Source organism: Rathayibacter sp. VKM Ac-2804 (assembly GCF_009866655.1).
GTDB lineage: Bacteria > Actinomycetota > Actinomycetes > Actinomycetales > Microbacteriaceae > Rathayibacter.
The window spans coordinates 1,379,270-1,392,343 of sequence record NZ_CP047420.1 but is presented as its reverse complement, the minus strand read 5'-3'; the positions used below and the strand labels follow the sequence as shown (position 1 = coordinate 1,392,343).

Sequence of the window (13,074 nt, the reverse complement as noted above, 5' to 3'; positions counted from 1 at the left end):
GAGCATGACGCCCTCCGACGCGACACCCTCCGCCTCTCCCGCCGAGCTCGGCCGCTCCTTCGGCTCCGCTGTCGACGCCTACGATCGCGGCCGGCCGGGCTACCCGGACGACGCGGTGGACTGGCTCGTCGGGCACGCTCCCGCCCGGGTGGCCGGTGCCTTCGTGCCCGAGCGCGCGCGGGCAGCCGGGGCGGACGCCTCCGATCGGGTGCGAGTCGCGGACCTCGGGGCCGGCACGGGCAAGTTCACCTCATCGCTGGTGGCCCGCGGTCTCGATGTGGCGGCCGTGGAGCCGGACGCGGCGATGCTCGAGCGACTGGTGGCGCAGCTGCCGACCGTGCGGGCACTCGCGGGAACGGCCGAGGAGATCCCGCTGCCCGACGCCTCCGTCGAGCTGGTCACCGCGGCGCAGTCCTGGCACTGGGTCGATCCCGAGCGCGCGAGCGCGGAGGTCGCGCGGGTGCTGGTCCCGGGCGGCTTGCTCGCGCTGGTCTGGAACATCCGCGACGAATCCGTGCCGTGGGTGCGGCGCCTTGGCGAGGTCGCCGGCTCCTCCGCTGCCGAACGCTTCGAGACCGTGCAGCCGCCGCTCGGCTCCGCGCTCGAGCGCGTCGCCTACGCCGAGTTCGACTGGAAGTACGAGCTCGACCGGCCGGCGCTGCTCGACATGTTCGCCTCCCGCAGCTACGTGATCGCGATGCCCGAGGAGGAGCGCGCCGCGGTGCTCGCCGCCGTCGCCGAGGTCGTCGACGCGCTCCCCGGCGACCGCGTCGCGATGCCCTACGCGACCCGCGTGACGATGGCCCGCCGCGCCTCCTAGCGGGATGCCGCTCCTGCTCCGCCGGGCGTCACGGCGGGCGCAGAACATGCTGGTCGAGTAGCCGCGACAGCGGCGTATCGAGACCCGCGTCTGCAGAACGGTGGATCTCGATACGCCCGCTGCGCGGGCTACTCCATCAGCATGGCTGCCCCCTGCGTACGAGGCGATCTTTCCCAGGAGACCGCGCGTCAGACCTCGTTCGGGTCGCCGCCGACGCGGCCGGCCCGCTCCAGCGCGGTGATCGCGTCGCGCTCGTCGGAGGTGAGCTCGAAGCCGAAGACGTCGATGTTCTCCACGATGCGGGCCTTGGTCGACGACTTCGGGAAGACGATGTGGCCGCGGTCGAGGTGCCAGCGGAGCACGACCTGCGCGGGCGTCACTCCGTGCGCCTCCGCCGCGCCGGTGATCACCGGCAGCTCGAGCAGCGGGTACTTGTTCTGCCCGAGCGGGCCCCACGCCTCCGTCGCGATGCCGTGCTGCGCGCCGAACGCGGTGACCGTCGGCTGCTGGTGGTACGGGTGCAGCTCGATCTGGTTGACGGCGGGGACGACCTCGGTGGCGCCGAGCAGGCGCTCCAGGTGCGGCACGAGGAAGTTCGAGACGCCGATCGAGCGGGTGCGGCCGGCGGCCTGCAGCTCCTGCATCGCCTCCCAGCTCTCGACGTAGCGGTCCTGCTTCGGCTTCGGCCAGTGGATGAGGTAGAGGTCGACGGCGTCGAGACCGAGCTTCTCGAGGCTGGCGTCGAGCGCCCCGGCCGCGGTGTCGCGGCCCTGGTCGTCGTTCCACAGCTTCGTGGTCACGTACAGCTCGTCGCGCGCGATCCCGGAGGAGGCGAGTGCCCGCCCGACGCCCTCCTCGTTGCCGTAGATCGCGGCGGTGTCGATGTGCCGGTAGCCGGCCTCGAGCGCCTCGGAGACGATGCGCTCCGTCTCGGCGGGGTCGACCTGGAAGACGCCGAACCCGAGCTGCGGGATGCTCGTGCCGTCGTTGAGGGTGAGGGTGGGGATGCTGATCATCCCTCCACCCTGCCAGCGGCCCCCGACACCGGGTACCCGGTTGCGCCCGACGACCGGCGTCTGTGCGGGCGACTACCCTCGAAGGGCGCTCGCGAGGGCGCACCGATTCCGAGGAGGACCGCACGTGAGCATCATCGCCGCCGCAGACGGATCAGCGCTGGGCAACCCCGGCCCCGCAGGCTGGGCCTGGTACGTCGACGACGAGCGCTGGGCGGCCGGCGGCTGGTCGCACGGCACCAACAACATCGGCGAGCTCACCGCGGTGCTCGAGCTGCTCCGCGCCACGGCGCAGGAGAGCGAGCCCGTGCACATCCTCTGCGACAGCCAGTACGCCATCAAGGCCTGCACCGAGTGGCTGCCGGGCTGGAAGCGGAAGGGCTGGCGCAAGGCCGACGGCAAGCCGGTGATGAACGTCGAGATCATCAAGGCGCTCGACGAGGAGCTGCAGGGCCGCGCCGTCACCTTCGAGTGGGTCAAGGGGCACGCCAATCACCGGATGAACGAGGCCGCCGACGTGCGCGCCCGCGCCGCCGCGACGGCCTACCAGCGCCGCACGGCCGTCGACGCCGGTCCGGGCTGGCCGGGAGCCGCCCCCGCCGTGACCCCCGCCGTCGACACCGAGGACGCCCCCGCGACCCTGTTCTGACCCGAGGGGGCGCACCCCGCGCTCAGGGCAGCCGCAGCATCCCGGTCGCGACGAGCTCGCGCACGCGCGGCAGCACGGAGTCCAGTACGGCGGCCTCCTCGACGTGCAGGAGCGAGGCCACCGCGGCCGTGATCGCCGCGATCGACAGCTCGCCGTCGCAGGCCCCGACGACCGCGGCGAGAGCCGTGTCCGCCTCCTCCACCCGGGCGAAGCCGCCGCCCTGGCGCAGCCGGAGCACGGTCGGGTCGTCGTTGCCCGGCCAGTAGTGCCGCTCCTCCGTCACGTCGCCGGCGACGACGAGCGCCTGCCGCGCGAGGTCGGCGTCGTCGAGCACCGACAGTGCGTCGAGCGCCTCGAGGCAGTGCGCCAGGTGCCCGCCCAGCCCGGCCGTCGCGACCGCGCCGTCCAGCCGCTCGAGGCGCCGGATCGGCGGCCGGGGCGTCGCGGGGAGCCGCAGCGTCACGTAGCCGAAGCCGACGCCGGTCACGCCGCGCCGCTCGAAGTCCTCGAGCCAGGCGTCGACGAGCGCGTCCGACTCCGCGCCGCGGGTGGTCCCGCCGTCGCGGATCCAGGTCTCGGCGTAGATCGCCGGGTCCTGCTGCTCGCGCTCGACGATCCAGACGTCGAGAGGCGAGGCGGTGCCGTCCATCCACGCGGCGAGCCCCGCGTGCCCGGGTTCGAGCGCCTGCTCGAGCGGGCTGCGGCCGTCGGCCAGCCAGGCGCGGACCCGGTCGAACGCGTCGGCGTCGGCCCGGTACTCCCAGTTGCCGAGCAGCTGCGCGACGCCGCCCGGCACCAGGTGCTCGGCGGCGCCGACGATCACCCGGCGGACGATCTCGTCGCCCTCGAGGCCGCCGTCGCGGTACTCGTAGGAGGGGACGCCCGCGCTGCGCGGGGTGATCACGAACGGCGGATTGGTGACGATCTGGTCGAACCGCTCCCCCGCGACCGGCTCGTAGAGGCTGCCGTGCCGGAACTCGATCGAGTCGATCCCGTTGAGCGCCGCGTTGAAGGCGGCGATCGCCAGCGCGCGGTGCGAGATGTCGGTCGCGACGACGCGGTCGGCGTGCCGGGAGGCGTGCAGCGCCTGGATCCCGCAGCCGGTGCCGAGATCGAGCACGCTGCCGACCCGCCGCTGGATCATCAGCCCGGCCAGGGTGAGGCTCGCGCCGCCGACGCCGAGCACGTGGTCATTGTCGAGCGGCCGACCGAGTGCGAGCTCACCGAGGTCGGAGGCGATCCACCAGGAGGCGGCGCCGTGCAGGTCGACGAGGTCGTAGGGCCGCAGGTCGAGCGCGGCGGTGACGACCGCGCCCGCCTCGGAGCGCACGAGCCCCAGCTCGAGGGCGCCGTCGAGACCGAGCGACGGGAACGCCGCCTCAGCCTGCTCGGTCGAGACGGGATCCGCGAGGAGGAAGAGCCGGGCGAGCGCGGCCAGGGGCCCGCCGTCGCCGCCCCGCTCGAGGGCGCGCCGGGCGGGGACGCGGTCGCCGCGGTGCAGCGCCTCGCCCGCGGCCTCGCCCCAGAGCTCGCGGACGGCGTCGACGCGGTAGCGGGCACGGGAGAGGTCGTCGCCGAGGAGCGCGATGCGGGCTCGGTCGAGCTGGTCTGCTGGCTGCACCGCTCCATCCTCGTGCACGCCTCGAGCGCGCACGACGCGGCGGCCCTGCAGAACATCAGCCGAGAGCCGGGCTCATCGCTCATCGCCGAGGAAGGACCTCCCCAGCTGATGTTCTGCGCGCAATACGATCGAGGCATGCCCCTCACCGGAGAATACGAACCGAGCACGTCCGCCTGGGCCCGCGAGCAGGCGGAGCTCTACGAGGCCACCGGCGGCGCGGAGGGCAACCTCCTCCGCGGCAAGCCGATCATCGTCCTGACCACGGTCGGCGCCCGCAGCGGCAAGCTGCGCAAGACCGCACTGATGCGCGTCGAGCACGACGGCTCCTACGTCGTCGTCGCCTCGAAGGGCGGCGCGCCCGAGCACCCGGTCTGGTACCTGAACATGGTCAAGGAGCCGCACGTCGAGCTGCAGGACGGTCCGGTGAAGAAGGACTACACCGCGAGCGTCCTCGAGGGCGACGAGCGCGCCGCCTGGTGGGAGCGCGCGGTCGCGGCCTGGCCCGACTACGCGGAGTACCAGACCAAGACCGACCGGCAGATCCCGCTCGTTCTGCTCACGCCCTGGTCCTGACCCGGCCGCCCGTCACTCCGGAGCGACGACGGTCGTCTCCGGAGTGCCGTCCTCCGTCTCCGGAGCGTCCTCCGGATCCACCCGCGCGGCGATGAGCGCCAGCACCCGCGGGTGCGACAGCAGCACGAAGTGCCCCACCACCGAGACAGCGATGTTCTCGCGCGCCCCGGCGAGCCGGCTGCCGCCCGGGATGTACTGGTCGCGCATCCCGTAGATCGAGACGATGCGCCGGTCGGCGTCGCGCTCGGCGAGCAGCGTCCGGATCACGGGGCGGTGCGGGCCGAACTCGCGCAGCGCGCGGGCCGGCGCGATGCGGGCGAGCGGGGAGCCGTTGAACGGCGTCGAGACGGCGATCATCCGGTCGATCCTGCCCTCGTCGCGGTCGTCGACGACCATCATGTGCTTGCCGATCAGGCCGCCCTTGCTGTGCGCGACGACGACGACCCCGCGCAGGTCGTGCTCGCGCAGGTACTCCTGGCCGAGCGCGGCGGAGGCGACGATCGGCCGGGTGTTGTAGCCGAGCGCCGGCAGCACGTGGATCGGGTGCCCGGCCGCGTGCAGCCGGTCGGCGATCGGCCGCAGGAACTGCCAGGTCTCGTAGATCCCGGGGATCAGCAGGACAGGTGCGCCGTCGCCCGAGGCGTAGCTCGAGACGTCCCAGCCCTCGCGCAGATGGGTGAAGCGCGACCCGTAGGCGTAGCGGTAGTCGCGCAGGTAGGCCGCGCGCAGCGAGGCGGAGGAGCGCCGCAGGCGCCCCCGCTCACTCGCCGGCATAGGCGGCCTCGAGCGCGGCGATGTCGAGCTTCGTCATCGTGAGCATCGCCTGGAGCGCCCGGGCAGCTCCCTCCGCGTCCGCACCGCCGAGCACGGTCGCGAGCGCGGTCGGCACGATCTGCCAGGACAGCCCCCAGCGGTCGCGGAGCCAGCCGCAGCGGCTCTCCTCGCCGCCGTCGGCGATCAGCGCGTCCCAGAGCCGGTCGACCTCGGCCTGGTCCTCGACCGAGACCTCGATCGAGACCGCCTCCGTGAACGGGAAGCGCGGGCCGGCGTTCATCGCCCGGAAGAGCTGCCCGTCGAGCTCGAAGGTCACGACGGTGACGGTGCCCGGCGCGGGCGAGCCCTCGGGCAGCACCTCGGTGCTCAGGATCCGCGAGTTCGGCACGAGCTCGGTGTAGAACTCCGCCGCCTCCTTCGCCTGGTCGTCGAACCACAGGAACGTGCTGACTGCACCCATGCCGGCCTCCTCGTCGATCCCCAGTGTGCCGTGCCGCGGGCCGGAGCGGTCAGAGCGGGTTGACGCCGAACGCGGTCGCGAGCTTGTCGATCTTCTTCGCCCGGCCCAGGCGCGGCAGGTCGCTGCCGTCGCGGATGACCCGGCCGCGGGCCTCGAAGTCGTCGAGGAAGTCGCGCGCCCACGCCACGTCGGACGGGGTCGGGCTGATGACCTCGTTGATGACCGCGAGCTGCTCGGTGTCGAGGCAGAGCTTGCCGGTGAGACCCAGCGACACGGTCAGCGCGGACTGCTCGCGCAGCACGGGGTGGCTGTTCGACACGGTCGGGCCGTCGATCGGGCCGGGCAGGTCGCCGATGCGCGAGGCGACGACGAGGCGCGAGCGCGGGTAGGCCATCGCCAGGTCGTCGGCGCTGGTGCCGGTGTCGCGGCGGTAGTCGCCGCTGCCGAAGGCGAGGCGGAAGGTGCCGCGGGCGCGGGCGATCGAGACCGCCTCCTCGATGCCGAGGGCCGACTCGACCAGGGCGAGCACCGGGGTCGCGCCGCCGAGGCGGTCGAAGGTCTCGGTGACGTGCTCGCCGGCCTCGGTCTTGGCGAGCATGACGCCGGCCAGGCCGGGCAGGCCCTTCAGCGCGTCGACGTCGTCCGACCAGAACGGGGTGGAGTGGTCGTTGATGCGCACCCACGCGCGCTTCTCGCCGCTGAGCCAGGCGGCGACGTCGGCACGGGCCTCGGGCTTGGCCTTCGGGTCGACCGCGTCCTCGATGTCGAGGACGACCTGGTCGGCGCGCGAGGCGTGCGCGGCGTCGAAGGTGTCGGTGCGGGTCGCGTTGACGAGGAGCCAGGAGCGGGCGATCTCGGGGGCGACGTCGCGCCCCTTCCGCTTGAGGCCGGTCTCGCCGGAGGTGGCGGGGGTGGTGGGCAGCGTCACGTGAGCAGGTCCTTCCGGTGGCGCGGTCTTCGCACCGCGAGCCCCGCCGCTCAGCGACGGTGCCGGGGACCAGGGTAACGGCTCGGTGCGGCGCGGACGTGTCAGCGCCGCTCCCACAGCGTGATCGTCGCGGTCGGCACGGTCGAGCTCCGGCCGGCCTCGAAGCCCTCCGCCGCGAGCCAGTCGAAGGCGCCCGGGTCGGCGGCGGGGGCGGCGGTCCAGACCCGCTGCTCGCCGGCGAGGGCCGTGCGCAGCGCGTCGTCCTCGAGCAGGACGTCGGAGTAGGTGCCCGTCTCGGCGTACGAGCGCTCGAGGGCGACGTCGTCGAGTCCGGCGAACGCCTCCGGGTAGGCCGCGAGGGCGATCCGCGGCCGCAGCGACACGGTCCCGCTGTCGCCGAGCAGGAACGCGTCTCCCGGGAGAGCGCCGTCGCGAACCGTCTGCGCGAGGGCGCGGAGATCCTGACCGGCCGGCTTCCCGGTCTCCGTGCGCATCAGGACGAGGGCCGGCAGCGCCGCGACGGCGAGGGCACCGACGAGGACCCCCGCCGTCACCGGGCGCCACGAGGCGAGCGCCAGCCCGAGCGCCGTCGCCAGTGCTGGCGAGCTGAGACTGAGGTAGCGCGGGGTGAACATCGGCTCGATCAGCGCGGTGCCCAGGAGCAGCACCGCGGCCGGCAGGAGCAGCCAGACGGCCAGCACGAGGACGAGCGGCGAGTCCGCCCGCGCTCCGGTCGCTCGAGGCCGGATCGCCCGCGCGCGCACCGCCGCGACGACCAGCAGCCCCACGGCGAGCGCCGCCAGCCACCACGCCGCGCCGAAGAACGACTCGACGACCACCGTGTAGGCGTTGACCGGCTGCGAGCGGAGCCAGCCGATCTGCCCGCTCTGGCCCGCCGCCGTCAGGATCACCGGGCTCGCGACGCCGATCGACAGCACCGCGCCGAGCAAGCCGGCACCGGAGCCCCGGGAGCGCCGCGGGGCGGCACTCGCGGCGAGCAGGACGAGGGCGGGCAGCACGAGGACGCAGTAGAGGAAGACGGCGTTCGCGAGCCCCGCGACCGCGACGAACGCGACCCAGCGCAGTGCCCCGCCGTCCCGCGCGGCGCGGACCACGAGCACCGCCGCCCACACGACCAGGGCGGTGGCGAGAGCGGAGGAGCGCGCCTCCGTCCCGTTGAACGACGTCCTGGGCAGCAGAACGAACACGATCGCGGCGGGCAGCGCGGCCCGCGGCCGTCCCAGCGCGCGCAGGAGCACCAGCACGCCCGCGGCACCCGCCCCCGCCGCGAGGGCGGACGGCGCCCGCACCGCGAGCTCCGACTCCCCCGCGATCGCGATCCAGCCGTGCATCAGCAGCGCGTACACGACGTGCACGGCGTCCTTCTGCTGCGCGAAGGCGAGCAGCTCGGGCAGCGGCAGCCGGGCGAGGCGCAGGGTGGCGGCCTCGTCGTTCCAGTAGGAGGGGATCCAGGAGCCGATCAGGGTCAGCAGCGTCGCGGCGACGAGGAACGCGCTCGCCGGGATCGAGTCCGCCCTGATCTCCCTCACCCACCGCACCGTCCCACCGTAGGGGCGGCCCGGCCGGCTCAGAGCCCGGTGCGCTCCGCGAGGCCGGCTGAGAACGCGGCCTGCCCCGCGTGCTGGGTGTCGTCGTCGATCACCGAGACGAGCCGGACCGCGAGCGTCACCGGCGGGTCCCAGTCCTCGTCGACCACCCGGGCGAGATCGGCGTCCTCGAGCGTGTCGAGGTAGGCGAGCGTCTGCTCGTGCACCGCGTCGTAGTACTCGGCGAGCAGCTCGGCCGGAACCGCGGCGAGCGCCGCCACCTCGGCCGACTCCATCCCGTAGCCGTTGGTCTCGGCCGGGAACGGCAGCCCGGAGCGCTCGTGGAAGCCGCCGGAGATCCAGATCTGCTCACGGTCGGCGAGCGGGGCGAGGTGGTCGTCCTGCACCCGGGTCAGGTGCCAGACGAGCCAGGCGGCGGAGTTGGCCTGCGCGTCGGCGCGGAACCCGAGCCGCTCGGGGGTGCTGTCCTCGAGGACGGCGTGCACCGTCCCGTGCACTCGGTCGAAGGCGTCGCGGAGGAGGTCGATGGCTGCAGTCATCCCGCCAGTCTCGTCGTCGCACTCGTCGAGCGGCACCCCCTGAGAGCGCTCAGAGCATCCCCGGAGGCAGGTGCCGGATACTCGCAGCGTGACCCCCGGAACCCCGAACCTGGCGATGAAGCCCTGGCTGACCTCCTACGCGGAGGGCGTCCCGGCCGAGATCGACCCGCCCACGCAGACCCTCGTCGATCTGCTCGAGGACTCGGTGGCCCGCTACAAGCGCGGTATCGCGCTCGAGTTCTTCGGCGCCGAGACGAGCTACGCCGAGCTGGGCGAGAAGGTCGCTCGAGCCGCCGAGGGCCTGCGCCGCCTCGGCGTGCAGGCCGGCGACCGCGTCGCCCTCGTGCTGCCGAACTGCCCCGAGCACGTGATCGCGTTCTACGCGGTGCTGCGCCTGGGCGCGATCGTCGTCGAGCACAATCCGCTCTACACACCCCGCGAGCTCCGCCGGCAGTTCGAGGACCACGGCGCCCGCGTCGCGGTGGTCTGGAACAAGACGGCCGACGTCATCGCCGCCCTGCCCGCCGACCTGGGCGTCGAGCGGGTCGTCTCGGTCGACCTCACCGCGTCGTTCCCGCTCGGCAAGCGCCTCGCCCTGCGGCTGCCACTGCCGAAGATCCGCGAGGCGCGCGCCAAGCTGACCACGGCTCCGCGCACCCGCTCGCTGATCCCCTTCGACCGCCTCCTCGGCGGCCGCAGGATCGCCCGCTCGCACCCGCGACCGGCGCTCACCGACACGGCCCTGCTCCAGTACACGAGCGGCACCACGGGCACGCCGAAGGGCGCGATCCTCTCGCACGCCAACCTCCGCGCCAACGCGCTGCAGGGCCAGGCCTGGGTACCCGGGCTCCGCGAGGGCGACGAGACCTTCTACGCGGTCCTCCCCCTGTTCCACGCCTACGGGCTGACGCTCTGCCTCACCTTCGCGATCAGCATCGGCGCGAAGGTCGTGCTCTTCCCGACCTTCGACGTGGGCCTGGTGAAGGCCGCCGCGAAGAAGTCGCCGCCCACCTTCCTGCCCGCCGTGCCGCCGGTCTACGACGCGCTGGCCCGAGCCTCCGAGCGGCACGAGCTCGACCTGCGCGGCATCCGCTTCGCGATCTCGGGAGCGATGAGCCTGCCCGTCGCGACCGTCGACCGCTGGGAGCGCGCGAGCCGCGGACTCCTGGTCGAGGGCTACGGGATGACCGAGAGCTCACCCGTCGCGCTGGGCAATCCGGTGGGCCCGAGCCGCCGTCCCGGCACCGTCGGGGTCCCGTTCCCGAGCACGCGGATCCGTCTGGTCGACCCCGACGACCCCTCCGTCGACCGCGGCCCCGGCGAGTCGGGCGAGCTGCTGCTGCAGGGCCCGCAGGTGTTCCAGGGCTACTGGAAGCGCCCCGAGGACACGGCGGCGACGCTCCTGCCCGACGGCTGGCTCCGCACCGGCGACATCGCCACGGTCTCCGCGGACGGCTTCGTCACGATCGTCGACCGGGCGAAGGAGCTGATCATCACGGGCGGCTTCAACGTCTCGCCGTCCGAGGTGGAGGGCGTGCTCGAGTCGCACCCGGACGTGGTGCGCGCCGCGGTCGTCGGCCTGCCTCGAGCGGAGGGCGGCGAGAGCGTGGCCGCCGCGGTCGTGCTGCGCGCCGGGACGGTCGTCGAGGCGGAGGCGCTGCGCGACTTCTGCCGACTGCACCTGACGGCCTACAAGGTGCCGAAGCGGGTGGTGACGGTCGACGCGCTGCCGACCTCGCTGATCGGCAAGGTGCTGCGCCGCGAGGTGCGCGAGACGCTGCTGGGCTGAGCCGGCCCGCTGCCCCCGCTGCTCCACAAGGCTCGATGAAGGAGAACGACATGACGCGATTCGTGCAGTACACCGAGAACGGCGGCCCCGAGGTGCTCGAGGTCGTCGAGGCGCCGGAGCCCGAGGCCCCCGAGGGCGGCGTCGTCGTCGCGATCCGCGCGGCCGGCGTGAACCCGATCGAGTGGAAGATGCGCTCCGGCATCCGCCCCGGTCCGCCCTTCCCCCGCCGCCTCGGCTCGGACGGCGCCGGTGTCGTCACCGCCGTCGGCGCGGGCGTCTCCGGCTGGAGCGTCGGCGACGAGGTGATCGTGAGCAGCGCGGTCGGCACCTACGGCGAGTCCGTCGTCGTCTCGCCCGAGAGCCTCGACCGCAAGCCGGCGAGCCTCGGCTTCGAGGAGGCCGCCGCGCTCGGCGTCCCGATCAGCACGGCGTACCAGGCGGTCGTCTCGCTCGGCGTCGCGGAGGGCTCGGTCTTCCTCGTGCACGCGGGGGCGGGAGCGGTCGGCCAGGCCGCGGTGCAGTTCGCGGTGGAGCGCGGCGCGCGGGTGATCGCGACGGCGAGTCCGGCCAACCACGAGCGGCTGCGCGAGCTCGGCGCCGAGCCCGTCGCCTACGGACCCGGCCTCGAGGAGCGGCTGCGCGCGGCGGCGCCCGGCGGAGTGGACCGCGTGCTCGACGCCGCGGGCACCGACGAGGCGCTCGCCGCCTCCCTCGCGCTGGTCAGCGACCCGCAGCACGTCGGCACCGTCGTCGTCGGCGCGCGGGCGGCGGAGCTGGGCGTCCGCGCCTGGATGGGCGGCAGCCCCGTCCCGCTGACCGACGAGGAGAAGGCGCTGCGCCGAGAGGGCATCCCCCGCGCCGCCCAGCTCGCCGCCGACGGCCGCTTCTCCCTCGAGCTCGGCCCGCGCTTCGGCCTCGACGCCGCCGCCGACGCCCACCGCCTCAGCGAGGACGGCCACCCCCGCGGCAAGATCCTCCTCGTCCCCTGACCCGCGGCGAGCGACCCGCGCACCTCATGCTGATCGAGCGACCCGCGCACCTCATGCTGATCGAGCGACCTGCGCACCCCATGCTGATCGAGTAGCCCGCGCAACGGGCGTATCGAGATCCCCGCCGACGAAGGAGTCCCGCCATGACCACCGACGACACCACCCCCGTCATCCTCGGCGGCGCCCGGACCCCCTTCGCCCGCTTCCAGGGCGCCTTCGCCCCGCTCTCGGCGGTGGAGCTCGGCGCCGCCGCCGTCCGCGCGGCCCTCGAGCGCTCCGGCGCGCACCCCTCCGACATCGACGCCGTGATCCTCGGCCAGGTCATCCAGGCCGGCGCCGGCCAGGGCCCCGCCCGGCAGACCGCGATCCGCGCCGGCCTCGGCTGGGACGTCCCCGCCACCACGATCAACAAGCTCTGTCTCTCCGGCCTCACCGCCGTGATCGACGCCGCCCGCCTGATCCGCACCGGCGAGGCGTCGGTCGTCGTCGCCGGCGGCCAGGAGTCGATGACGAACACCCCGCACCTCCTGCTCGGCGCCCGCGCCGGCCTCGGCGTCGGCGCGCGGCCCCTCGAGGACGCGCTGCTGCACGACGGCCTCCTCGACCCCTTCGACGACCGGATGATGGGCCGCGTCACCGACGACGGCAACGCTGAGCGCGGGATCCGCCGCGAGCGCCAGGACGCCTACGCCGCGCTCTCGCACCAGCGCGCGGCCGCGGCCCGCGACTCCGGAGTCCTCGCCGAGGAGATCGTGCCGGTCGAGGTCCCGCACCGCCGCGGCCCCGACCTCCTGGTCTCCGAGGACGACGGCATCCGCCCCGAGACCACGGTCGAGATCCTCGCGGGCCTCCGCCCCGCCTTCAGCCCCGAGGGGACGATCACCGCGGGCAGCTCCTCCCCGATCACCGACGGCGCGGCCGCCCTCGTCGTCGCGAGCAAGGGCTGGGCCCTGGCGCGCGGCCTCCCCTGGCTCGCCGAGATCGCCGAGCACGGCCAGGTCGCCGGCCCCGACAACTCGCTGCACTCCCAGCCGTCCGCCGCGATCCTCCGTGCCCTCGCCCGTCGCGGCGGCACCGTGGCCGACCTCGACCTGATCGAGATCAACGAGGCCTTCGCCTCGGTCGTCCTGCAGTCCGCCGACGACCTCGGCGTGCCGCCCGAGTCCGTCAATCTCGACGGCGGCGCCATCGCCCTCGGCCACCCCGTCGGCGCCTCGGGCGCCCGCCTCGCCCTGCACCTCGCGCTCGCCCTCCGCCGTCGCGGCGGCGGCCTCGGCGCCGCGGCCCTCTGCGGCGGCGGCGGCCAGGGCGAGGCCCTCCTCCTCCGCGCCTGACGGCCCCCCGCGAGATG

Annotated in this window: 13 protein-coding genes; 6 read left to right on the top strand and 7 right to left on the bottom strand. The window is 74.3% G+C overall.

Translation table 11 applies throughout. The features are described from left to right. Window positions 1-4: 4 nt before the first annotated feature. Window positions 5-820, top strand: coding sequence for a class I SAM-dependent methyltransferase (locus GTU73_RS06570; RefSeq protein ID WP_160087981.1), 816 nt, complete (start codon window positions 5-7; stop codon window positions 818-820). A gap of 188 nt (window positions 821-1,008) precedes the next feature. Here GTU73_RS06570 and GTU73_RS06565 read toward each other — a convergent pair whose 3' ends face one another. Next, a complete protein-coding gene (locus tag GTU73_RS06565) occupies window positions 1,009-1,836 on the bottom strand; it encodes an aldo/keto reductase (RefSeq protein WP_160087979.1) in 828 nt (275 codons plus the stop codon). Between the two features lie 124 nt (window positions 1,837-1,960). On the opposite strand from GTU73_RS06565, the gene GTU73_RS06560 reads away from it, so the two are divergent. Beyond that, on the top strand, window positions 1,961-2,482 hold the full coding sequence (locus GTU73_RS06560) for a ribonuclease H (RefSeq protein ID WP_123445254.1): 522 nt from the start codon (window positions 1,961-1,963) through the stop codon (window positions 2,480-2,482). A gap of 22 nt (window positions 2,483-2,504) precedes the next feature. On the opposite strand, the gene GTU73_RS06555 is transcribed toward GTU73_RS06560, so the two are convergent. Then, complete coding sequence (locus tag GTU73_RS06555; RefSeq protein ID WP_160087977.1) at window positions 2,505-4,103, bottom strand: methyltransferase; 1,599 nt, start codon at window positions 4,101-4,103, stop codon at window positions 2,505-2,507. Window positions 4,104-4,238: 135 nt separating this feature from the next. Between GTU73_RS06555 and GTU73_RS06550 the strand changes: the two genes are divergently transcribed. Then, window positions 4,239-4,676, top strand: coding sequence for a nitroreductase family deazaflavin-dependent oxidoreductase (locus GTU73_RS06550; RefSeq protein ID WP_123445252.1), 438 nt, complete (start codon window positions 4,239-4,241; stop codon window positions 4,674-4,676). A 12-nt stretch (window positions 4,677-4,688) separates the two neighbouring features. Here the strand turns inward: GTU73_RS06550 and GTU73_RS06545 are convergent, their stop codons facing one another. From GTU73_RS06545 to GTU73_RS06525, 5 genes are all read right to left on the bottom strand, one after another. After that, window positions 4,689-5,450, bottom strand: a complete 762-nt coding sequence (locus tag GTU73_RS06545) for an alpha/beta hydrolase (protein WP_160087975.1) — start codon at window positions 5,448-5,450, stop codon at window positions 4,689-4,691. Next, complete coding sequence (locus tag GTU73_RS06540) at window positions 5,437-5,910, bottom strand: VOC family protein (RefSeq protein WP_160087973.1); 474 nt, start codon at window positions 5,908-5,910, stop codon at window positions 5,437-5,439. Before GTU73_RS06540 ends, GTU73_RS06545 begins: the two co-directional genes overlap by 14 nt. 49 nt (window positions 5,911-5,959) lie before the next feature. Further along, on the bottom strand, window positions 5,960-6,838 hold the full coding sequence (locus GTU73_RS06535) for a CoA ester lyase (RefSeq protein ID WP_208543743.1): 879 nt from the start codon (window positions 6,836-6,838) through the stop codon (window positions 5,960-5,962). Between the two features lie 101 nt (window positions 6,839-6,939). Beyond that, entirely contained in the window at window positions 6,940-8,388 is a 1,449-nt protein-coding gene (locus GTU73_RS06530; RefSeq protein WP_160087971.1) for a glycosyltransferase family 39 protein, read from the bottom strand. Window positions 8,389-8,426: 38 nt separating this feature from the next. Further along, window positions 8,427-8,945 (bottom strand): DUF664 domain-containing protein, encoded by a 519-nt coding sequence (locus GTU73_RS06525; protein WP_160087969.1) that lies wholly within the window; start codon window positions 8,943-8,945, stop codon window positions 8,427-8,429. 115 nt (window positions 8,946-9,060) lie between these two features. On the opposite strand from GTU73_RS06525, the gene GTU73_RS06520 reads away from it, so the two are divergent. The 3 genes from GTU73_RS06520 (at window position 9,061) to GTU73_RS06510 (ending at window position 13,057) form a co-directional block, all read left to right on the top strand. Then, window positions 9,061-10,734 carry a long-chain-fatty-acid--CoA ligase gene (locus GTU73_RS06520; RefSeq protein ID WP_160091247.1) on the top strand — a complete coding sequence of 558 codons (1,674 nt, stop codon included), beginning with the start codon at window positions 9,061-9,063 and terminating at the stop codon, window positions 10,732-10,734. 50 nt (window positions 10,735-10,784) lie between these two features. Beyond that, window positions 10,785-11,723, top strand: coding sequence for an NADP-dependent oxidoreductase (locus tag GTU73_RS06515; RefSeq protein WP_160087967.1), 939 nt, complete (start codon window positions 10,785-10,787; stop codon window positions 11,721-11,723). A gap of 143 nt (window positions 11,724-11,866) precedes the next feature. Further along, window positions 11,867-13,057 (top strand): acetyl-CoA C-acyltransferase, encoded by a 1,191-nt coding sequence (locus GTU73_RS06510; RefSeq protein ID WP_160087965.1) that lies wholly within the window; start codon window positions 11,867-11,869, stop codon window positions 13,055-13,057. Window positions 13,058-13,074 lie beyond the last annotated feature (17 nt).